Origin of the sequence: Lentisalinibacter orientalis, from assembly GCF_040706535.1 — a bacterium.
Taxonomy (GTDB): Bacteria; Pseudomonadota; Gammaproteobacteria; order Steroidobacterales; family Woeseiaceae; genus Lentisalinibacter; species Lentisalinibacter orientalis.
In genome coordinates this window covers 398,742-419,366 of sequence record NZ_JAPDRJ010000003.1, presented here as the reverse complement: position 1 = coordinate 419,366, position 20,625 = coordinate 398,742, and the positions used below count along the sequence as shown (strand labels likewise).

General features: G+C 69.2%; 21 protein-coding genes. 16 read left to right on the top strand and 5 right to left on the bottom strand.

Annotation, left to right across the window (positions count from 1 at the left end):
* Positions 1-23: 23 nt before the first annotated feature.
* On the bottom strand, positions 24-347 hold the full coding sequence (locus ACJMK0_RS13535) for a hypothetical protein (RefSeq protein WP_405238937.1): 324 nt from the start codon (positions 345-347) through the stop codon (positions 24-26).
* A gap of 105 nt (positions 348-452) precedes the next feature.
* On the opposite strand from ACJMK0_RS13535, the gene sfsA reads away from it, so the two are divergent.
* From sfsA to ACJMK0_RS13515, 4 genes are all read left to right on the top strand, one after another.
* Complete coding sequence (gene sfsA / locus ACJMK0_RS13530) at positions 453-1,211, top strand: DNA/RNA nuclease SfsA (protein WP_405238936.1); 759 nt, start codon at positions 453-455, stop codon at positions 1,209-1,211.
* Positions 1,212-1,241: 30 nt separating this feature from the next.
* The gene (locus tag ACJMK0_RS13525; protein ID WP_405238935.1) at positions 1,242-2,492 is read left to right on the top strand and encodes a lipoprotein-releasing ABC transporter permease subunit; all 1,251 of its coding nucleotides are present in this window, start codon (positions 1,242-1,244) and stop codon (positions 2,490-2,492) included.
* Positions 2,485-3,762, top strand: coding sequence for a lipoprotein-releasing ABC transporter permease subunit (locus ACJMK0_RS13520; protein WP_405238934.1), 1,278 nt, complete (start codon positions 2,485-2,487; stop codon positions 3,760-3,762). Before ACJMK0_RS13525 ends, ACJMK0_RS13520 begins: the two co-directional genes overlap by 8 nt.
* 88 nt (positions 3,763-3,850) lie before the next feature.
* A complete protein-coding gene (locus tag ACJMK0_RS13515) occupies positions 3,851-4,528 on the top strand; it encodes an ABC transporter ATP-binding protein (RefSeq protein ID WP_405239071.1) in 678 nt (225 codons plus the stop codon).
* Positions 4,529-4,534: 6 nt separating this feature from the next.
* Here the strand turns inward: ACJMK0_RS13515 and ACJMK0_RS13510 are convergent, their stop codons facing one another.
* A complete protein-coding gene (locus tag ACJMK0_RS13510; RefSeq protein WP_405238933.1) occupies positions 4,535-5,092 on the bottom strand; it encodes a DUF2062 domain-containing protein in 558 nt (185 codons plus the stop codon).
* Between the two features lie 65 nt (positions 5,093-5,157).
* Here ACJMK0_RS13510 and ACJMK0_RS13505 point away from each other — a divergent pair, with 65 nt between their 5' ends.
* The 6 genes from ACJMK0_RS13505 to kdsB are packed head-to-tail and all read left to right on the top strand — an operon-like array spanning position 5,158 to position 12,093.
* A complete protein-coding gene (locus ACJMK0_RS13505) occupies positions 5,158-7,452 on the top strand; it encodes a DNA internalization-related competence protein ComEC/Rec2 (RefSeq protein WP_405238932.1) in 2,295 nt (764 codons plus the stop codon).
* A gap of 36 nt (positions 7,453-7,488) precedes the next feature.
* A complete protein-coding gene (locus tag ACJMK0_RS13500) occupies positions 7,489-8,115 on the top strand; it encodes a MotA/TolQ/ExbB proton channel family protein (protein WP_405238931.1) in 627 nt (208 codons plus the stop codon).
* A complete protein-coding gene (locus ACJMK0_RS13495) occupies positions 8,112-8,528 on the top strand; it encodes an ExbD/TolR family protein (RefSeq protein ID WP_405238930.1) in 417 nt (138 codons plus the stop codon). Before ACJMK0_RS13500 ends, ACJMK0_RS13495 begins: the two co-directional genes overlap by 4 nt.
* Before the next feature lie 6 nt (positions 8,529-8,534).
* Positions 8,535-10,295 (top strand): lipid A export permease/ATP-binding protein MsbA, encoded by a 1,761-nt coding sequence (msbA, locus tag ACJMK0_RS13490; protein WP_405238929.1) that lies wholly within the window; start codon positions 8,535-8,537, stop codon positions 10,293-10,295.
* Positions 10,296-10,297: 2 nt separating this feature from the next.
* The gene (gene lpxK / locus ACJMK0_RS13485) at positions 10,298-11,287 is read left to right on the top strand and encodes a tetraacyldisaccharide 4'-kinase (protein WP_405238928.1); all 990 of its coding nucleotides are present in this window, start codon (positions 10,298-10,300) and stop codon (positions 11,285-11,287) included.
* A gap of 50 nt (positions 11,288-11,337) precedes the next feature.
* Entirely contained in the window at positions 11,338-12,093 is a 756-nt protein-coding gene (gene kdsB / locus ACJMK0_RS13480; RefSeq protein ID WP_405239070.1) for a 3-deoxy-manno-octulosonate cytidylyltransferase, read from the top strand.
* A gap of 3 nt (positions 12,094-12,096) precedes the next feature.
* On the opposite strand, the gene ACJMK0_RS13475 is transcribed toward kdsB, so the two are convergent.
* Positions 12,097-13,242, bottom strand: coding sequence for a glycerate kinase family protein (locus ACJMK0_RS13475; protein ID WP_405238927.1), 1,146 nt, complete (start codon positions 13,240-13,242; stop codon positions 12,097-12,099).
* 346 nt (positions 13,243-13,588) lie between these two features.
* On the opposite strand from ACJMK0_RS13475, the gene ACJMK0_RS13470 reads away from it, so the two are divergent.
* The 3 genes from ACJMK0_RS13470 to ACJMK0_RS13460 all read left to right on the top strand — a co-directional run bounded on the left by ACJMK0_RS13470 (position 13,589) and on the right by ACJMK0_RS13460 (position 14,785).
* The gene (locus ACJMK0_RS13470) at positions 13,589-13,828 is read left to right on the top strand and encodes a CopG family ribbon-helix-helix protein (RefSeq protein ID WP_405238926.1); all 240 of its coding nucleotides are present in this window, start codon (positions 13,589-13,591) and stop codon (positions 13,826-13,828) included.
* Positions 13,829-13,830: 2 nt separating this feature from the next.
* Complete coding sequence (locus ACJMK0_RS13465; protein ID WP_405238925.1) at positions 13,831-14,118, top strand: type II toxin-antitoxin system RelE/ParE family toxin; 288 nt, start codon at positions 13,831-13,833, stop codon at positions 14,116-14,118.
* A 172-nt stretch (positions 14,119-14,290) separates the two neighbouring features.
* Positions 14,291-14,785 carry a low molecular weight protein-tyrosine-phosphatase gene (locus ACJMK0_RS13460; protein ID WP_405238924.1) on the top strand — a complete coding sequence of 165 codons (495 nt, stop codon included), beginning with the start codon at positions 14,291-14,293 and terminating at the stop codon, positions 14,783-14,785.
* 34 nt (positions 14,786-14,819) lie between these two features.
* Here ACJMK0_RS13460 and ACJMK0_RS13455 read toward each other — a convergent pair whose 3' ends face one another.
* Complete coding sequence (locus ACJMK0_RS13455; protein ID WP_405238923.1) at positions 14,820-17,576, bottom strand: Rne/Rng family ribonuclease; 2,757 nt, start codon at positions 17,574-17,576, stop codon at positions 14,820-14,822.
* A 500-nt stretch (positions 17,577-18,076) separates the two neighbouring features.
* Here ACJMK0_RS13455 and ACJMK0_RS13450 point away from each other — a divergent pair, with 500 nt between their 5' ends.
* Positions 18,077-19,006, top strand: a complete 930-nt coding sequence (locus ACJMK0_RS13450; RefSeq protein ID WP_405238922.1) for an RluA family pseudouridine synthase — start codon at positions 18,077-18,079, stop codon at positions 19,004-19,006.
* Positions 19,007-19,013: 7 nt separating this feature from the next.
* On the opposite strand, the gene ACJMK0_RS13445 is transcribed toward ACJMK0_RS13450, so the two are convergent.
* Positions 19,014-19,607 carry a Maf family protein gene (locus ACJMK0_RS13445; RefSeq protein WP_405238921.1) on the bottom strand — a complete coding sequence of 198 codons (594 nt, stop codon included), beginning with the start codon at positions 19,605-19,607 and terminating at the stop codon, positions 19,014-19,016.
* Between the two features lie 105 nt (positions 19,608-19,712).
* On the opposite strand from ACJMK0_RS13445, the gene ACJMK0_RS13440 reads away from it, so the two are divergent.
* Together ACJMK0_RS13440 and rpmF are read left to right on the top strand one after the other, a co-directional pair.
* A complete protein-coding gene (locus tag ACJMK0_RS13440) occupies positions 19,713-20,276 on the top strand; it encodes a YceD family protein (RefSeq protein ID WP_405238920.1) in 564 nt (187 codons plus the stop codon).
* Between the two features lie 108 nt (positions 20,277-20,384).
* The gene (rpmF, locus tag ACJMK0_RS13435; RefSeq protein ID WP_405238919.1) at positions 20,385-20,576 is read left to right on the top strand and encodes a 50S ribosomal protein L32; all 192 of its coding nucleotides are present in this window, start codon (positions 20,385-20,387) and stop codon (positions 20,574-20,576) included.
* The last annotated feature ends 49 nt before the right edge of the window (positions 20,577-20,625 follow it).

The window sequence follows — 20,625 nt, the reverse complement described above, 5'->3', positions numbered from 1 at the left end:
GGTAGAACGCCCGGGAGGCGTCGTCAGCCGGCGCTGCCGCGCTTCAGGACGGCGTGGATCACCCGGTCGTGCTCGAAATAGACCACGAACTCCGGATATTCCCAGCGCGTGATCGGTGGCTCGCCGACCGGCGCGCGGCGCATCTTCGGCTGTCCCCAGTCGGACTGTACCTTCTGCATGGTCATACCCCGGGTGGGTCGGTCGCCGCCGGTGAGCATGGCACTGCCGGTGTCCATGTCGAGGCTCTCCGCGTGGGCGGCGCTGCCCATGGTCATCAGCATGGTCATCGGCATGGCCAGCACCAGACCCGTCGTCAGGGCGGCAAGCGTCAGTTTCAGGCTCTGCATGGCGGCTCTCCGCTTCGAAACCGGGTCGAATATAGCACCGGCCGCATTGAGGAAAAATGTCGTAGTGCGTAGATTTGCCGGAATTTTTGTTGTAGGGAGCCGTCTGTGGAGTTCGACCGCCCGCTGCGCGAGGCCCGTCTGCTGCGTCGCTACAAGCGCTTTCTCGCCGACGCGGAATTCGCCGACACCGGGGAGGCGTGCACCGTGCACTGTCCGAATACAGGGGCGATGACCGGCTGCGCCGAGCCCGGCTCCCGCGTCTGGCTCAGCCACTCCGACAACCCGCGGCGCCGCTACGCCTGGACCTGGGAACTGGTGGAGACAGCCGACGGCACCCTGGTGGGCATCCACACCGGACGCACCAACGCCATCGTGGGCGAGGCGCTGGAGGCGGGCCGCATCCCCGAGTTGGCCGGTTACTGCGCGCATCGTTTCGCGGACCGCGATGCCGGCCGCCCGGCGCATGACGGGGGCCTGCGGCGGGAGGCCCGATACCCGGACTCGCGCAGCCGGGCAGACTTCCTGCTCGACGGCGAGCCGCCCTGCTGGGTGGAGGTCAAAAACGTCACCGCGGCGGTCAGCGGCCGCCGCGCCGTGTTCCCCGACGCCGTCAGCGCACGGGCGTCCGCGCACATGCGCATGCTGGCCGGGCGCCGGCGGGCCGGCGATGCCGCGGTCCTCGTCTTCTGCGTGCAGCGCGGCGACGTGGACGTGGTCGCGCCGGCCCGCGAGATCGATCCCGCCTACGCGGAGGCCCTCGCCGCGGCGGCGGCCGAGGGCGTGCAGGTGCTCGCGTGGGGTGCCAGCGTCACGCCCGAGGGCATCCGCCTGGACCGTCCGCTGGAGGTGGACATCGCCGGGTGAGCCGACAGCGCTTGTGGTTTAATCCTCGTCATGGCCGGCATGAAGGGACCGCTGGAACTCGCGATCGGACTCCGATACCTGCGTGCGCGCCGGCGGACCCGCTTCGTCTCGTTCATCACGCTGGCCTCGTCCATCGGGATCGCGGTGGGCGTGGCGGCGCTCATCGTCATCCTGTCGGTGATGAACGGTTTCGAGAACGAGCTCCGCAGCCGCCTGCTCAGCATGACTGCCCATGCCTCGGTGACGGGCACCGACGGCACCCTGGAGCGATGGCCGCAGGTGCTCGACCGGGTGCGCGCCGAGCCCGGGGTGCTGGCGGCGGCACCGTACGTGGAATTCGAGGCGATGGCCCGGTCCCGCGCCGGGCTGCAGCCCCTGTTCGTCACCGGCATCGACCCGGCGCTCGAGAGCGGGGTCTCGACCGCCGCCGCCAGCATGGTATCGGGGCGGCTCGGACGGCTGGAGCCGGGCAGCTTCAATATCGTGCTGGGCCGCCTGCTGGCGATCAATCTGGGCGTGCGGGTGGGCGACGAGGTGATGCTGCTCATCCCGCGGCTGACGGACGGCGAGGTTCGCCCGGAACTCCGGCGCTTCCACGTGGCCGGCGTGTTCGAAGCCGGATTGCAGGACCACGACGCCTCGCTGGCCCTGGTCGCGCTCGAAGACGCGGCGGCCATCCAGCGGCTGGGCGACGCGGTAAGCGGTATCCGGGTGAAGACCGACGACGTCATGCAGGCGCCTGCAACCGCGGCGGCGCTGCAGGAGAGCCTCGGCGAGGGCTACGAGACCAGCGACTGGAGCCGGGAGAACGCGAGCTACTTCCGTGCGGTGCGTCTCGAGAAGACCATGATGTCGCTGATCCTCTCGCTCATCGTCGCCGTCGCCGCCTTCAATATCGTGGCGAGTCTGGTCATGGTGGTCACCGACAAGGAGACGGACATCGCCATCCTGCGGACGCTCGGCATGAGCCCCGGCAGCGTGCTGCGCGTATTCCTCACCCAGGGACTGGTGATCGGCTGGGTGGGGGCCATCGGCGGCGTGGCGCTCGGCACGTTGCTGGCCGTGAACGTGCCGGTGATCGTGCCGGTGCTGGAGCAGACCTTCGGCTTCCAGATCATGCCCGGCGACGTCTACTACGTCACCGAGATCCCCTCGGACCTGCAGCTGGCCGACGTGATCGCGATCGCCACGGCGGCGCTGGGACTCACGGGCCTGGCCACCCTGTATCCGGCGCGGCGCGCGGCCGCCGTAGCGCCGGCGAGGGCGCTGCGCTATGACTAGGGGTGTTTCCGGGCAATCGCCCGGCGCAAGATACTGGGAGTGGCTGGTGGGCACGCGCTACGTGCGCTCCCGCCACCGCAACAGCTTCGTCTCCTTCATCTCCCTGATCTCGATGGCGGGCATCGCCGTGGGCGTGATGGTCCTCATCGTGGTCCTGTCGGTAGTGAACGGGTTCGAGCGCGAACTGCAGGAACGCATCCTGGCGATGTCGGCGGAGGCCACCATCGAGGGACCGGCCGGCCGTCTGGAGGACTGGCAGCGGCTCGCCGAGGGGGCGCTGGCCGACCCGCGGGTGCAGGCCGTCGCGCCGTTCGTCTCGGGCCGCGGGCTCGTGGCGGGTGCCGCGGCGATGAGCGGCGTCGCCATCCGCGGCATCGATCCCGCCCGGGAGAAGGACGTCTCCGGCATCGAGAGGCTCATGCGGGCGGGCTCGCTCGCCGACCTGCAGCCCCGCGGCTATCGGGTGATCCTCGGCGTCGACCTCGCCGACGCGCTGGGCGTCGCAACCGGCGACCAGGTACTGCTGATGCTGGCCGAAGGCGTGGTCACGCCCGCCGGCCTGATCCCGCGCATGCGCCGCTTCACCGTCGCCGGCACCTTCCGCGCCGGCATGTACGAGTTCGACCGCCGGCAGGTCTTCATGCATATCGATGACGCCGCCCGGCTGTTCCGTCTGGGCGACGACGTCAGCGGCCTGCGGCTCGCGCTGGGCGATCTCTTCGGCGCGCCGGCCATCGTGCGCGAGGTGGCGACGTCGCTCGGCGGCGGCCTCCTGGTCAGCGACTGGACGCGGCGGCACTCCGGCTTCTTCCGCTCCATCAAGATCACCAAGTCGATCCTGTTCGTGATCCTGCTGCTGGTGATCGCCGTGGCGGCTTTCAATATCGTCTCGACGCTGGTGATGGTGGTGAAGGACAAGCAGCGCGACATCGCCATACTGCGCACCTTGGGCGCACCGCCCGGCGGTATCCTGTCCGTGTTCGTGATACAGGGCGCCATCATCGGCGTGATCGGCACGGGCGTCGGCCTCGCGCTGGGCGCGGCGCTGACGCTGAATCTGGAGACGATCGTGGGTTTCGCCGAGGGGGCGCTGGGCTTCAAGTTCCTGGCGCCGGACGTGTATTTCATCAGCGATCTGCCGGCGGACCTGCGCGCGGGCGACCTGGCGCTGATCTGCGGCGTGGCGCTCGCGCTGTCGCTGCTGTCCACGCTGTATCCGGCCTGGCGGGGCGCGCGCACCGACCCGGCGGACGCCCTGCGATTCGACTGATTTCCGGGCGGGGCGGGCAGAAACGGCGGCGGCAGAGGCCGCGGCGCACATAGAGGATAGGCAAGGGAAGAGCACATTGACGGAAGGTATGGAGCCGGTCATCGAGTGCCGGGGACTGAAACGCAGCTTCCGCGAAGCGGGCGGCGAACTGACCGTGCTGGAGGGTGTCGACCTTACGGTGGCGCCCGGCGAGCGGGTGGCCATCGTCGGTGCTTCCGGCTCGGGCAAGACCACGCTGCTGCAGCTGCTCGGCGGGCTGGATGCGCCGACCGCCGGCGAGATCAGCATCTGCGGCAGGGCGATGCACCGGCTCGGTGACGGCGAACGGGGCCGGCTGCGGAACGAGGCGATCGGCTTCGTCTATCAGTTTCACCATCTGCTGCCGGAGTTCACGGCGCAGGAGAATGTGGCCATGCCGCTGCTGATCCGGCGGGTGGAGCGCGCGAGCGCGCTGGAATCCGCGCGGGAACTTCTGGCCCGGGTGGGGCTCGCCGAGCGCACGCACCACAAGCCCGGCGAGCTGTCGGGCGGCGAACGCCAGCGGGCGGCCGTGGCCCGGGCGCTGATCACCCGGCCGCGGGTGGTACTCGCCGACGAGCCCACCGGCAATCTGGACGGGCATACCGGCGAGCACGTGCTGGACCAGATGCTGGCGCTGAATCGGGAATACGGCACGAGCCTGGTGATCGTGACCCACGATCTCGGGATCGCGGCGCGGATGGACCGGCAGCTGGAGCTGAAGGACGGCCGGCTGGCGGCCGCCTGACGGTTTTCAGGGCAGGTCGCTTTCGTCAGGCCCGTCGCCGTCATCGCCGGCCGCGCGGTCCGCGCGGCGGCGCCGCGCCCGCACGTAGCCGCTGACCGACAGCCGCCAGATCAGGTTCAGCGAGAAGTAGCCGACGGCGGCGGTGGCGCTGCCGAGGATGAAGCAGCCCAAAAGGAAAGGCTGCCAGACGCCCATCATCTCCGTCACCGAGTCGGCGGGGATGTCCACGTTGGCCCGGGTCCGCATCTCCAGGATGGCGGCGCCGACCCGGTACGCCGCATAGTAGAAGGGCCCCATGGTCACCGGGTTGGTGATCAGCGTAGCGAGGACGGCGACAGGGATGTTCACCCGCAGGGCCAGCGCGACCAGCGCCGCGATGATGCTGTGCCCGGGCACCGGGATCCACGCGCAGAACAGCCCCACGCCGACCCCCGGTACGATACTGCGTCGGCGGGTGCTCCAGATGCGCGGCTCGTGCAGGATGCGCTCGAACGGGCGCATGTACCACTGCCGGGCCACGGCGTGGCGGTCGAAGTTCAGGCGGCGGAAGAAGTGTCTGGGCATGATCCCTGCGGGGCGCGGTGTCCGGGCGCGGCCATCTTAACGGATCGGGCCGGGGGATTCCGACGATGGCGCGCACGGCTCTCGCCCTGCTCGCGGGCATGCTGCTCGCGGCCCGGCTGCCCGCCCTGCCGCCGCTGTGGCTGATTCTCGCGGGTCTTGCACTGGGCGTCGCCGGACTGCTGCTGCGCCCGGCGCGGCTGGCGGCCGTCGCCCTGGCCGGGGCGGCCTGGTTCGCGCTGCATGCCCACTGGCAGCTGGCCGACCGCCTGCCTGCAGCCGACGACCGTCTGCAGACGACCGCAACGTTCGTGATCGAGGACTTTCCCCGTCTTCGCGGCCGGGCGGTGACCTTCGTGGCACTCAGCACCGATCCGGCCCTGCCGGCACGGATCAGGCTGAACTGGTACGAGCCGGAGACGATGCCGCGCATCGGCGAGCGCTGGCGCTTCACGGTGGTGTTGCGCGCACCCCGCGGCCTGGTCAACCCGGGCGGCTTCGACTACGAGCGATGGCTCTTCACGCGGGGCATCGGTGCCACCGGCTACGTACGCGGCGAGGGACGGCGGCTCGGCGGACCCGGTCCGCGGCGGCTGGCCTGGTGGCGCTCGCGGCTCGAGAGCGCCCTCGCGGCCGTGCTCCCGGAGGGGGCCGGCCGCGGTGTCATGGTGGCGCTGGCCACCGGCAGCCGCCATCGCCTGGATGGGGCGTCCACCGAGCTGTTCCAGGCGACGGGTACCTCCCACCTGATGGCCATTTCGGGGCTGCACGTGGGGCTGGTCGCCGGCCTGGTCTTCGCCCTGGCGGGACGGTTGCCCGGCGGTGGCGGACGGGACCGCGCCGCGCTGCTGGCGCTGGCCGCGGCCACGGCCTACGGCCTGCTGGCCGGCTTCGGCACGCCGGTGCGCCGGGCGCTGCTGATGCTCGGGACCGTGGTGCTCGCCGGCCGCTGGCGTCGGCCGCTGGGGCCCGTTACCGGGCTCGCGCTGGCGCTGATCGTCGTGCTGCTGGTGCAGCCGCTCGACTGTCTCACGCCCGGTTTCGCGCTCTCCTTCGGGGCGGTGGCGGCGATACTCGCGATCGCGGGCAGCGACGCCTCGGCCGGGAATGACGCCGGGGCGGTGGGCAGACTACGCACCCTGGCGTCCCTGCAGTGGCGGCTCTGGGTGCTGCTGGCACCGCTGACGCTGCTGTTCTTCGACCGGGTCGCGTGGTCGGCCATCCCGGCCAACCTCGTGGCCATCCCGGCGTTCGGCCTGTTCGTGGTGCCGGCCACGCTGGTCGGCGGCGCCGCGGCCGCCGCGGGCGGGATCCTCGCGGGTCCCGCAGCCTGGCTGCTGACGCTGACCCACGAGGCCCTCGGTCTCGTGCTTGCATTGCTGCAGTGGCTGGCCGGGCTGCCGGGCGCGGGTTACCAGCCGCCGGGCCGCGGCCCGATCGTGATCGCGCTCGCCGCCGTTGCCACGCTCGCGCTGTTGTTGCCGCGTTGCCTGCCGGGGCGCTGGATACCGGTGTGGCTGAGCCTGTCGCTGCTGCTGTGGCGGGGGAGCGGGGTGCCTCCGGGCTGCATCCGGGCAGACGTGCTGGACGTCGGCCAGGGCCTCGCCGTGATCGTGCGCACGCGCCATCACGCGATGCTCTACGATGCAGGGCCGGCCTATGCCAGCGGCTCCGATGCGGGGGAGCGGGTGGTCGTGCCGGCGTTGCGCGCGCTCGGTGTGCGGCGCCTGGACCTGTTGATGCTGAGTCATGCCGACAACGACCACGCGGGCGGCGCGGGAAGCGTCGCCGCCGCCGTGCCCGTGGCGCAGGTGGTCAGCGGCGAGCCGGGCGAGCTGACCGGCGTGGACGCCGCCGCCTGCGAGCGCGGCGGCCACTGGTCCTGGGACGGCATCGGCTTCCGCGTGCTCTGGCCGGTTGCCGCGGGCGCCGCGGGCAACGACGGCTCCTGCGTGCTGGAGGTGAGTGCCGGCAACCGCCGCCTGCTGTTGCCGGGCGACGTCGAGCGCGACAGCGAGCGGCGGCTGCTGGCGGCGGGCGGGCTGCAGCGGGCGGATGTGGTGCTGATGCCGCATCACGGCAGCGCCACCTCGTCCAGCGCGGCGCTGGTGGATGCGCTGACGCCGCGTTTCGCGATTGCCACGGCGGCCTGGCGCAACCGCTGGGGGTTCCCGCGTCCTGCCGTCGCCCGCCGCTGGCAGGCGAGCGGGGCCCGCGTGATGAGCACCGGCGACTACGGGGCGCTCGCGGTCACGCTCTGCCGTGACGGCCGCGAGGCGGAAATCGCTGCGCGCAGGGAGTCGCGACGGCGGCTCTGGTCGCCGGCGCCGCCTGCCGAGGCTTCTGGTCCCGGCAGTTCCTAGCAGGTATATTTCCGTTTTCTGGCGCAGCCTTGGATTATGGTCGAAATCATCAAAGCCGGCGGCTGGCTGATGCTGCCCATTATCCTGTGCGCGGTCCTCGCCATGGGCATCATGCTGGAGCGGCTCTGGTCCCTTAAACAGGAACGGGTGGTCCCGCAGGACCTCACGGCCCGGGTCTGGGGCTGGATCAAGAAGAACGAGCTCACCCAGAGCCACATCCAGTCGCTGCACCAGGGCTCGCCGCTGGGCCAGATCCTGGCTGTGGGCCTGGTCAATCGCAATCGCGACCGCGCGGTGATGAAGGAGAGCATCGAGGATACCGGCCGCCACGTGGTCCACGAGCTCGAGCGCTACCTGGATACCCTCGGCACGATCGCCGCGATCTCGCCGCTGCTGGGGCTGCTCGGCACGGTGGTCGGCATGGTGGAGGTCTTCACGGCCATCACCACCGAGGGCGTCGGCGATCCCGGCGCGCTCGCGGGCGGCATCTCCGAGGCGCTGATCACCACGGCCGCTGGACTCACCGTGGCCATCCCGTCGCTGATCGGTTATCGCTATTTCCGCAGCCGGGTGGACGCGCTGGTCGTGCAGATGGAGAAAGAGGCCCTGAAGCTGGTGGAAGCCGTGCAGCGGCGGCGCGATGCGGGACAGCGCCAGCCATGAATCTCGCCACCCGATCGAAGGAGGAGCCCGAGGTAAACCTGACGTCACTGATCGACGTCGTGTTCCTGCTGCTGATCTTCTTCATGGTCTCCACCAGTTTCGTGAAGGAGTCCCGGCTCACCATCACGCTGCCCGAGGCCGAGAGCGAGGCGCCGGCGGCGCAGACCGAGCGCCTGGAAGTGGCCATCACCGCCGCCGGCACTTTCCTGGTCAACGGGCGGGAGCTGGTCAACAACAGCCCGGTCACGCTGCGCCGCGCCCTGCTGGAGGTCTCCGGCGGCGACACCGGTCTGCCGGTCACCATCGTCGCGGACGCCGATGCCCGCCACCAGTCGGTGGTGACGGTGATGGACGTCGCCGGCCGCATGGGCTTCGTGAAGATCGACATCGCCACGGTCGCCGGCGAGGACTGAACGGACATGGCCGTGGTCTCCGTCGACTCTCACGGGCTCTCCGTCTATCGGCGCCTGCTCGGCTACACCGCCCACCATCGGCTGGTACTGATACTGGCCGGCATCGCCATGGCGCTCTCCGCGCTGGTGGAAGCCGGCATCGCGATGCTGATGGAGCCGCTGATGGACGAGACGCTGCTCGCGCGTAACGAGAGCGTCGCCTCCTGGATGCCGATCGCCTTCGTCGCCGCTTTCCTCGTGCGCGGCATCGCAGGCTTCGGTTCGGAGTACGGCCTGGGCTGGATCGGGCGCCAGATCATCACCAAGCTGCGTGCCGAGACCTTCGACAAGTACCTGGTGCTGCCTGCCTCGTTCTTCGATACGCGTTCGTCCGGGCCGCTGCTGTCGAAGATGACCTACAACATCGAGATGGTGGCCGAGTCCGCCACCAACGTGGTCACCGTGCTCATCCGCGACACGCTGAAGATCATCTCGCTGCTGGCGGTCATGATCTACCAGAGCCTGATCCTCACCGCCTTCGTCGCCCTGGTGGTGCCGCTGATCGCGGTGCTGATCGGCTACCTCAGCAAGATCTTCCGCCGCTACTCCCAGCGCATCCAGAACTCGGTGGGCGACGTCACCCAGGTGACCGAGGAGGCGGTGCAGGGCCATCGGGTGGTGAAGGTGTTCAACGGCCAGGACTACGAGCGCCGACGGTTCGGCGACGCCAACGAGAACAACCGCCGCCTGAACATGAAGCTGGTGGCCGCGAAGGCCGGCGGCATCGCCGTGACCCAGATGCTGTTCGCCGTCGGCGTGGCGGGCGTGGTGTACGTGGCCGGCGTGCAGTCGTTCGCCGGCGAACTCACGCCGGGCACGTTCACGGCATTCATGACGGCAATGGTATTCCTGCTCGACCCGCTGCGCCGGCTCACCAACATGAATGCGCCGCTGCAGCGGGGCATCGCCGCCGCCGACAGCGTGTTCGAGGTGCTGGACATGGAGGCGGAGCAGGATACGGGCACCTGGGAAGCGGACCGGGTGGCCGGCAAGGTGGAATTCCGCGACGTCAGTTTCGCCTACGCCGAGGAGAAGGGCGTGGTGCTGAGGGACGTGAACCTCACGGTGGAGCCCGGGCGCACCGTCGCCATCGTCGGCCGGTCCGGCAGCGGCAAGTCCACGCTGGTGAGCCTGCTGCCGCGCTTCTACGAGACCGATTCGGGCGAGATCCTGCTCGACGGGCGCCCAGTGCGCGACTACACCCTGGCCAGCCTGCGCGCGCAGATCAGCCTGGTGAGCCAGGACGTGGTGCTGTTCAACGACACCATTGCCAACAACCTGGCCTACGGCGCGGCCGGCGGGGTCGAGCGTGCGGACATCGAACGGGCGGCGGAGCATGCCTACGTGATGGAGTTCGTGCGGGAGCTGCCGCTGGGGCTGGAGACGGTGGTGGGCGATCGTGGCGTGCTGCTCTCGGGCGGTCAGCGCCAGCGCATCGCGATCGCCCGCGCGTTGCTGAAGAACGCGCCCGTGCTCATCCTGGACGAGGCGACGTCCGCGCTGGACAGCGAATCCGAGCGGCGGATCCAGCGCGCGCTGTCCGAACTCATGGAGGATCGCACGACGCTGGTAATCGCCCACCGGCTGTCGACCATCGAGAACGCCGACCTGATCGTCGTCATGGAGGCGGGCCGGGTGATCGAGACCGGTACCCACGAGGAGTTGCTGCAGCGCGAGGGGCCCTATGCCATGCTCCACCGCATGCAGTTCAGCGATAGCCAGGCCTGAGGATGCGCCGCCGGCTGGAAGACGTCTGGTACGGCGACGGCTCCGGCGGCCTGCTGTTGCGGCCGCTGGGCGCGCTGTTCGCCTTGCTGGTAGGGTTGCGGCGGCGCCTGTTCGCGGCGGGCGTGCTGCCGCGGCACCGGGCGGGCGCGCCGGTGATCGTCGTGGGCAACATCAACGTCGGCGGTACCGGCAAGACGCCGCTGACGCTGTGGCTGGCGCGCCGGCTCGCCGAGCGCGGCCGTCGGCCGGGCATCGTCAGCCGTGGCTACGGGGGCGACCCGGGGCCGCGGCCGCTGCGCGTGGAGCCCGGTTCCGACCCGGCGCGGGTGGGGGACGAGGCGCTCATCTTCGCCCGCCATGCCGGCTGCCCGGTGTACGTGCATCCTGACCGGGTGGCCGCCGCCAGAGCCGCCGTCGAGGCGGGCGCCGACGTGATCATCGCCGACGACGGCCTGCAGCATTATCGGCTGGCCCGGGACTTCGAGATCGCCGTGGTCGATTTCGACCGGGGTCTCGGCAACGGCCGCTGCCTGCCGGCCGGCCCGCTGCGCGAGCCGCCCGCTCGGCTCGACACCGTCGACCAAGTCTTCAGCCAGGGCCTGACCGGTATCGATCACGCCATCGGCTTCACCCTGCGCCCGGAAGGGGCCGTGAACCTGGCCGACGGCTCCCGGCGCGACCTGGCGGAGTTCTCCGGTCAGGCGGTCTATGCGATCGCGGGCATCGGCAACCCGGCGCGGTTCTTCCGCATGTTGCGCGACGCCGGAATGAAGGTGATCGAGCACCCGCTCGCAGACCACGCCGAGCCGTCGCGGCAGGAGCTGGACCCGCCGGACGCCCTGCCGGTATTCATGACCGAGAAAGATGCGGTGAAGGTGGCGGAGCGCGCCGGCCGGCGCCACTGGTACGTGCCGGTGAGCGTCGACATCGAGGCGGCGACCGCTGATGCATTCCTGGAGAAGCTGGATGAGCGACTGGATGCGGCGCGATGAATCATAGCTCCGAGAACCCCGCCGAGAGTAAAGCCGACGACGGTGTCTTCGTGTCATTCCACGTGGTCATACCGGCGCGCTACGCCTCCGAGCGGCTGCCCGGCAAGGCGCTCGCGGACATCGCGGGCCGGCCGATGATCCATCACGTGTGGGAGCGGGCGCGGGAGAGCGGAGCCGACAGCGTGATCGTCGCGACGGACAGTGAGCGGGTGCTCGAAGCGGCGCAGGCATTCGGAGCGGATGCGGTCCTTACCCGCGAGGATCACGCATCGGGCACCGACCGCATCGCCGAGGTGGCCCGCAGCCGGGGCTGGTCCGACGAGACGATCGTCATCAATCTGCAGGGGGACGAGCCGCTCATGCCGCCCGCGCTGATCGGCCGTGCGGCCTCGTTGCTGGCGCAGGGCGGGGCGGACATCGCCACGCTGGCCGCCCATCTGCACGACGTGGACGAGTTCCACGACCCCAACGTGGTGAAAGTGGTAACGGACGAGGCCGGCCATGCGCTGTATTTCAGCCGCGCGCCGATCCCGTGGCCGAGGAGTTCCACCGCCGAGCCGGAGCGGGTGGCGCCCCGTCACGCGCTCCGCCATCTGGGCCTGTATGCCTACCGCTGTGGCGCGCTCGCCCGCCTGGTGGACGCCGCGCCGGCGGAACTGGAGCTCACCGAGCGGCTGGAACAGCTGCGTGCCCTCTATCTCGGCCTGCGCATCCGTGTCGGCGTGGCCGGAGAACTGCCCGCACCGGGCGTCGATACGGTGGCGGATCTGGAACGGGTGCGGCAGATCCTCTCCGAGCGACTCTGACCTTCAGCGGGCGACGGCGTAGTCCAGCGCCGCCTGGCCCGCCGCAGCGGCCAGCAGTGAGGAGGCGCGCCGCATGCTCTCGCGGGTTGTCAGGCCGGGTCCGATCAGCCGCCATTCGTCGAGGCCGGCGGACAGGACGGCGTCGGCGTCCGGTCCCGCGGCCCCGACCAGCGCCACCGTCGGCACGCCCCGGGCGGCCGCGGCCCTTGCGACGCCCAGGCAGGCCTTGCCGGCGAGGGTCTGCCCGTCGATCCGGCCTTCCCCCGTCAGGCAGAGATCGGCTCCCTGCAGACGCTCGTCGAAGCGGCAGGTCTCCAGCACGCGCTCGATGCCGGATTCGAGCCGTGCGCGGGCGAATACCGCGAGCCCGGCGCCGAGACCACCGGCGGCACCGCCGTACCCGAGGGTGGCCATGTCCGCGCCCAGCTCCCGCCGCACGAGGCGGGCGAGGTGGGTAAGCCCATCCTCCAGCGCCGCGACGCCGTCCGGGTCGGCGCCTTTCTGCGGCCCGAAGACCGTGGCCGCACCCGCCGGTCCGAGCAGCGGCGCGTCCACGTCGCAGGCGCCGATGACCTCCGCGCCGGCGAGGGCCGCATCCGCGCCGCCGGTCTCGACGTGGAGGATGGAGAGGAGGTCGCCGCCGGACAGAGGGGATTCGAGCACGCGGCCATTGCCATCGCGGAAATGCCACCCCAGGGCCTGGGCCATGCCGCAGCCGCCGTCCACGGTGGCGCTGCCCCCCAGTCCCACGATCAGGCGCCGGGCTCCGGCACGGACGGCGGCGAGCATCAGTTCGCCGACGCCGAAGGTGGTCGTGCGGCGCGGGTCCCGCCGGGTCCTCGGCACGAGTTGCAGTCCGGCGGCCGCGGCCATCTCCATGACCGCGGTGCCGTCATCCACCAGTCCCCAGCAGGCGACGACGGGCTCGCCGCAGGGACCGGTTACGGGAGTCTCGCGGTATTCCCCGCCGAGGGCGGTCACCAGAGCCTCCACGGTGCCTTCGCCGCCATCCGCGACCGGGCAGACGTCCACCTCGGCGTCGGGCAGCGCGCGACGCACACCGTCGGCCATGGCGGCCGCGGCCTCCGTGGCGGAGAGGCATTCCTTAAAGCTGTCGGGTGCGCAGACGACCTTCACGCTGGCAATCACTTCTCTCCGGTCCGCCCGGTTTCGATGTTACAGAATCCCGCGGTCCGAAATGTCTGCGTCGAGCGCGCCATCGGCACGAACGGACGAGAATGCCCGGATCAGGACGCGTCAAGCCAACGCCCGGTTCAGGTTCAAGGCAAGGCCACCGTCCGACCATGCCGGCATTGCGGCGGTCCGCAACTGAGCAGGAGTGTTCGCGGCGTATCTCAATATCGGCCTGGTCTCTACAGCTACTTTTCCAACCACCGTGCTGCTTGCGCTCGCTTCAGGGGGATTTTGCGCTATGATTACTTTGTATCCATTGTGAACCGCAATGAACTGCGATGAACCGCCGAGGCGATAGGACATGACCACGGAAGCATTCAGTATTCGGACTGACCCCAAGAAGATCAGAAAGCTCGATAAGCTGGCCGAGCAGCAGGACCGGTCGCGAAATTACGTGGTAAACCAGGCGATCGACCAATATCTGGATCTGCTGGCCTGGCAGGATGAGCGGATCAAGGAAGGCATCAAAGCCGCGGATGCAGGTCGATTTGTCTCAGATGCTGAGATGGACGCGATATTTGACAAATACAAAGACGCTTAATCGTGCGCGTTCGTTGGACGACGCCGGCTGCGAAAGCTCTGCTCGCAATTCAGGAATACATCGCGAGAGAGAATCCACGTGCGGCATTCGAGGTCGCGCAACACCTTCGCGTAGCGGTGGATCAGCTGCGGGATCATTCCAGGATGGGTAGGGAAGGACGAGTGCGGGGTACACACGAATTCGTCGTTCACGGCATACCCTATATCGTTGCGTATCGTATCAAGCGGAAAGAGATCCAGATTTTGAGCGTTTATCATACGTCGAGAAAATGGCCCGAGTCGTTCGAATAGCAGGACCCAATTGATCGATATCGTCGGCATAACGCACAAGTCGACGGATACGGGCCCGGTATCTTCAAATTTGTGCGCCTGCTTGTGGGTACAATTCTGGCTACAAGCCTTGTCGGACACCCCGGATTTCGGCGGGCGTTCCGGAAAGGAATAATCATATAAACAAAGGCTTATGGAAAAACCCTCAACTATAAACGTACTCTTCGTCTGCATGGGCAATATCTGCCGGTCGCCCACGGCGGCCGGCGTGTTCCGCAAGCTCGTGGCCGACGCGGGACTGGAGGAGTTCGTGCACATCGACTCCGCCGGTACCCATGCCTACCACACCGGCGAGCCGCCGGATCAGCGGGCGGCCGCCGCGGCGGAACGGCGGGGCTTCGACCTCTCGGGCCAGTCGGCGAGACGAGTGACGGCGGAGGACTTCGAGCGTTTCGACTACGTCCTCGCGATGGATCGGGACAACCACGAGATCCTGCTGGGTGCCGCCCTCGAGGACCATCACGGCAGGATCCGCCTGTTCCTGGAGTTCGGCAGCGACCCCGCCCGGCAGGAGGTGCCGGATCCCTACTATGGCGGCGCGGTGGGTTTCGAGCGGGTGCTCGACCTGGTGGAAGACGCCGCGCAGGGACTGTTGCGCGACGTCCGGGCGAGGCTCGGGCGGGCCTGAGCCGGCTCCCGCCGACCCGGGCCCGCCCGGTCGTTCAGGGCTTGTCGCCGTCGTCCTCGGGCGTGGAGGACCAGACGGTGTAGCGCTTGTCCGGATCGGAGCGGATGGGCATCTCCCACGGCAGGAGCTTGTCCTGGTCCGCCGGCTTTGCCTGGCGGCCGGCGTCTTTCTCTGCTGGCTCGGATCCCGTCGCCGCCTCGCGTCCGGCAGGCGGTGAGTTCGCCTCCTTCGTGCCGGCATCGGTGCCGCGCCCGCGGCCTCGACCATTGCCGCCGTCGCTGTCGCCAGTGCCATCGCCAGTGCCGTCGCCATTGGCGGGGGCCGGTTTCGCGGCTGCGCCCGCCTGGTCCGGCCGGTCTTTCCTGTCTGCGGCTTTGCCCTCGGGAGCTGCACGGTCGGGAGCTGCGAATTTCTCCGCCGCCGCCGGCTTTCCGGCAGGCGCCGGCTTTGCCTCGGCCGACGGCTTGTCCGCCGCGCCGGAATCCGCCGCCGCCGCAGGCTTCTCCGAGCGGCCACGGTCGCCGGAACTCTCGCCGGCGGCCCGCGCGTCGCCGCCGTCGGCGCCGCGCCGGGATTCCGGTTTCGCGTCCTGTTGCGGCTTGCCCTCGTCGACCGTCTTGTCGCCGCCGGCCTCGCCCGAGCCGGTCTGCTGCTGACCGTCCTGCCTCGGCCCGCGGCGACGACGCCCGCGCCCGCGGCTGCCGCGGCGCTTCTTCTGGCTGCCTTCGCCGCTGGCCCCTTTCTGTTGCTGCTGCTGGCCCTCGTTCTGGCCCTGGCCTTGGCCTTGGCCCTGGTTCTGGGCCTTCTTGTCGTCCGCGCTCTCCTTGCCATCCGCGGCGGATTTCTGCGGTTTCTCGGCCTGCTGGCTCTTGCCGTCGGTCTTGCGGCCCTTGCGCGCGCCGCTCTTCTTGCCGCCGCGACCGCGCTGGTCGTCGCCATCCTTGCGGGCCTGTTGCTGCTTGCCCTGGCCGGCCTTGCCGCTCTTGCCGCTCTTGCCGCCAGTGCTGCCCTGGCGGGACCGGGAGGAGGCCGGGCGCTTGCCCGAGTCCCGCTTCCCGCGGGTCTTCCTGCCGCCGCTGTCCTCGTCGCCTGTGGCGAACAGATAACGCCACAGGCGGACGAACAGGCCGGGTCCCTGCGGACCCTGAGACGGGTCTTCCGCCAGCCGCTGGGGCGGCGGGGCAGGGGCGGACGGGACGATGGCCGTCACCGCCGGCTTCTCCAACGGCTTCTTGTCCGCCTGCCAGGAGGGGATCTCGTCCTCGCCGTCGACGGCTGCCAGCTCGTAGCTGACGCCGGTGTTCTCCGGCAGCAGCGTCTGGTCGTCACGCACGCGGCGGATGGAGTAGTTGGGCGTCTCGAGGTCCGGGTTCGCGACCAGCAGGAGTTCGACCTCGTTACGGTCCTCGACATTCTGCACCCAGTCCCGCTTCTCGTTCAGGAGGTAGGTGGCGACGTCGACCGGCAACTGGGCGATGACCTTCGCGGTGCGCTCCTTGCGCGCCTCCTCGCCGACCAGCCGCAGGATCGCCAGCGCGAGCGACTCCACGCCGCGGATGTTGCCGGTGCCGTTGCAGCGGGGGCAGATCTGGTGGCTGGATTCACCGAGCGATGGCCGCAGCCGCTGACGGGACATCTCCAGCAGCCCGAAGCGCGAGATCTTGCCGATCTGCACACGGGCGCGGTCCATGCGCACGGCCTCGCGCAGCCGGTTCTCGACCTCGCGCTGGTTCTTCTGCGGGCCCATGTCGATGAAGTCGATGACGACGAGTCCGCCGAGGTCGCGCAGGCGCAGCTGGCGCGCCACTTCGTCGGCTGCCTCCAGGTTGGTGTTGAGCGCGGTGCTCTCGATGTCCTCGCCCTTGGTCGCCCGTGCCGAGTTGATGTCGACGGAGACCAGCGCCTCGGTGTGGTCGATCACCAGGCTGCCGCCGGAGGGCAGAATCACCGAATGGGCGAAGGCCGACTCGATCTGGCTCTCGATCTGATAACGGGTGAACAGCGGTACCGCGTCGTCGTAGTACTTCAGCTTGCGCAGGTTGTGGGGCATTACCCGCTCGACGAACTCCCGGGCCTCGTTGTAGGCCTTGGTATCGTCGACCAGGATCTCGCCGATGTCGTTCGTGAGGTAGTCGCGCATCGCCCGGATGATGGCGTTCGATTCCTGGTAGATCAGGAACGGGGAGGGTCGTTCGACGACCACCTTCAGGATCGCCTCCCACACGGCGAACAGGTTGTCCAGGTCCCACTTCAGTTCCTCGGCGGAACGGTCGATGCCCGCGGTGCGCACGATGATGCTCATGCCGTCGGGAATCTCCAGCTCTTCCAGCGACTCGCGGATCTGCTCGCGGTCCTCGCCGACGATGCGGCGCGAGACGCCGCCTGACTTCGGCTTGTTCGGCTTCAGGACGAGGAAGCGCCCCGCCAGGCTGACGAAGGTGGTCAGCGCCGCGCCCTTGGTGCCGCGCTCCTCCTTGTCGATCTGGACCACGATGTCCTGGCCCTCGCGCAGCACGTCCTTGATGCCGGGACGGCCGCTGCCTTCGGGCTCCTTGACGTAGTACTCGGGAGAGACTTCCTTGAATGGCAGGAAGCCGTGCCGTTCTGCCCCGTAGTCGACGAAGGCCGCTTCGAGGCTGGGTTCGATCCGGGTGATCTTGCCCTTGTAGATGTTGGCTTTTTTTCGTTCCTGTGACGGTGTCTCGATATTAAGGTCGTAGAGCCGCTGGCCGTCGACCAGCGCCATGCGCAACTCTTCTTCCTGAGTTGCGTTCACCAGCATTCTTTTCATATTGCCCTGCTTTGATTTCTTGTGCGGGCGGCGAGTCGGTGTCTGCTGCCGGGACTGGCCGAGCGAACCGGGACGGGCAGGGGTATGCGGCGACCGGCCGGAGGCATCCGGGGTCGACCTCGTACTTCAGATAAGACTTGCCGAGTCGATGCGCGATGATCGACAGCAGCGCGGCAATGATCATGAAAAACCCTTGAAACCCTGGCGGCTCAGATGCTCGGGTGTCCCCCGGCCTGCAGGCCGACTCGCGACCACGCACGGCCCCCGAATCCGGGGCCTCTGAACAATGGCGTCCCTGTCTCTGTACCGGGAAATTACTCCGGGTTGACGGGGGCGCCCCGCTGAATCCGTCCGATCCGGTACGATAGCGGAGTACGGGACCGTGACCGGTCAGTAATATAGCAACCTCTTGCGCCTTCAGCAATCGGCTTAAGTTATTGTCCTCCTTCGATAAGTCCTCCACCGACTCCGGCCCCGGCAATGCTCCGGTGCGCCATGGCGTGAGAAAGCTCGCCGTCGCCGCCGACGACGCCGGTCAGCGCATCGACAATTTCCTCGCCCGGGAGTGGAAGGGCCTGCCGAAGCCGCGTATCTACCGCCTGCTGCGCAAGGGGCAGGTGCGGGTAAACGGCGGCCGTGTGAAGGCCGACTACCGGCTCTGTGCCGGTGACGAACTGCGCCTGCCGCCGGTCACGATCGAGCCCGCGCAGGCGGGCCGCCCCGACCGCGGCCTGGTGGAGCGGCTGCTCTCTGCCGTGCTGTACGAGGACAAGCGGCTGCTGGTCGTGAACAAGCCGAGCGGCGTCGCCGTGCACGGCGGCAGCGGCATCAGTTTCGGCGTGGTCGAGGCGCTGCGCGCCGGCCGCCCGGAGCTGAAGGTGCTCGAGCTGGTGCACCGGCTGGACCGGGAGACGAGCGGCTGTCTCGTGCTGGCGAAGAAGCGGAGCGCGCTGCGCGAACTGCATGCGCTGTTCCGCGAGGGGTCGGTGGAGAAGGTCTATCTGACGCTGGTCGCCGGCGACTGGCAGCTGGGCGCGCGCACGGTGGATCTGCCGCTGGCGGTGCACCGGCGCAAGGGCGGCGAGCGTCACGTCCAGGTGGATCAGGAAGCAGGCAAGCCGTCACGTACCCGGTTCAGCGTGCAGGCGGCCTACGGCAGCTGCACCCTGCTGAAGGCGCAGCCGGAGACCGGGCGCACCCACCAGATCCGGGTGCATGCCGCAGCCTGCGCGCATCCCGTGCTGGGCGACGAGCGATACGGCGACGAGGCGGCCAATGCGCGCTTCGCCCGGCTGGGGCTGCGGCGGCTGTTCCTGCACGCCCAGTCCATCGGCTTCGTCGACGGCAACGGCAACGACCGACTGTTCACCGCACCGCTGCCCGAGGAGCTCGACGCCGTGCTGGCGCGACTGAAAGAACGCCGCAGCTGACGGGTCGTCAGAGCAGCGGGACGCCGAGATCCTCGAGCGTGCGGGCGAGCCAGATCAGCGGCAGTCCCACGAGTCCTGTCGGATCCTGGCTCTCGATGCGCTCGAACAGGACCGGTCCGCTGGCTTCGGCCTTGAAGCCGCCGGCACAGTCCCAGGAGCGGTCCCGGTCCACGTAGCGCTCCGCGAGCGCCCGCTCGAAATGCCGGAAGCGCACCTCGGTGACGTCCGTATGCACCCTTTCCTCGCGGCCGGGACCATGGATGACGCAGACCGAGGTCAGAAATCGCATCGGCAGGCCGCGCGCCGCCAGCAGCTGGGCGATGGCGGCGTCCCGGCTGCCGGGCTTGCCGCAGGCCCGGCCTTCCAGCACCGCGACCTGGTCGGAGCCTATGACCGTTGCGCCGGCGTGCCGGGAAGCGACGGCCGCGGCCTTCTCCCGTGCCAGCCGCAGCGACAGCGCGGCGGGGGCTTCGCCGTCGAGCGGGGTCTCGTCCAGCTCGGGCGCCACACAGTCGAAGCGACCCAGGATCCGTGCCAGCAGGTCGCGCCGGTAGGGCGAGGAGGAGGCGAGGACGACGTCGGTCGGAGCGGGATTTTCCATTCTCGATCAGTCACCTGTACGGGCTCGCGGGCCTCTGCATGGCCCCGCATTTTCTTTGACAGCAGGGGTCAAGGCTCTTATCATCCGCCGGCTATGTCCAGCCCCATGCTTCAGGCGGTGCGGCCCGACGCGCTGGCCGCCCGACGTGAGGAGATCAGGGATACCATTCCGCTGGGCTCCACGGATCGTCTGGCGGCACTCGTCCGCGAGGTGCTGACGCGGTGCGACGGGGAGGTGCCCGGGGACTGGGAACGCCGGCCGCTTGCGGTCGAACTCGGTTTCGAGCGCCGGCAGGTCGAGGGCAATCAGCCGGTGCCGGCGGTTACCGGCACAGCGCGGGTTACGCTGCCGCTGGTCTGCGAGCGATGCCTGGGAATGATGGAGCTAGCGCTGGAAGCGGACATCGCGTTCCTGCTGCCGGACGCCGACATGACCGACGAGGCCCTGCCGGGCTTCGAGGTCTGGCCGGTGGAGGGCCGCGGCGTGCGGCTGCTCGACCTGGTGGAGGAGGAGTTGCTGCTGGCGTTGCCGCTGGCCCTCATGCACGAGGACCGTTCGCATTGCCGCCTGGTGACGGAGCACTACGCAGCGGACGACGCGGCAGCCGAGCCGGACACGCAGCGGCCGTTCAGCGCACTGAAGGCGCTGCTGAAAGAAGACGAGGATTAGCGTGGGTGACCGGCTGGCCGGATGCTCATATGACTTACAATCGATTCGAAACCGATCCCGCCTGATGCTCCAGGGCTGCCGGCGGGTCACTATTTTGGAGACCTGAAAATGGCCGTTCAGAAAAGTCGCAAGACACCTTCCAAGCGTGGCATGCGCCGCGCCCACGACGCGCTGAAGGGCGAGACGCTCTCGGTGGAGCCCACCACCGGCGAGACTCACCTGCGTCATCACGTGAGCCCCGACGGGTTCTACCGGGGCCGCCAGGTGGTCAAGCCCAAGGTCGTGGAAGAGCAGGACTGATTCCTGCCTGAGCCGGCGCGGGGCGAACCCCGGACCGGCTCTCCACACT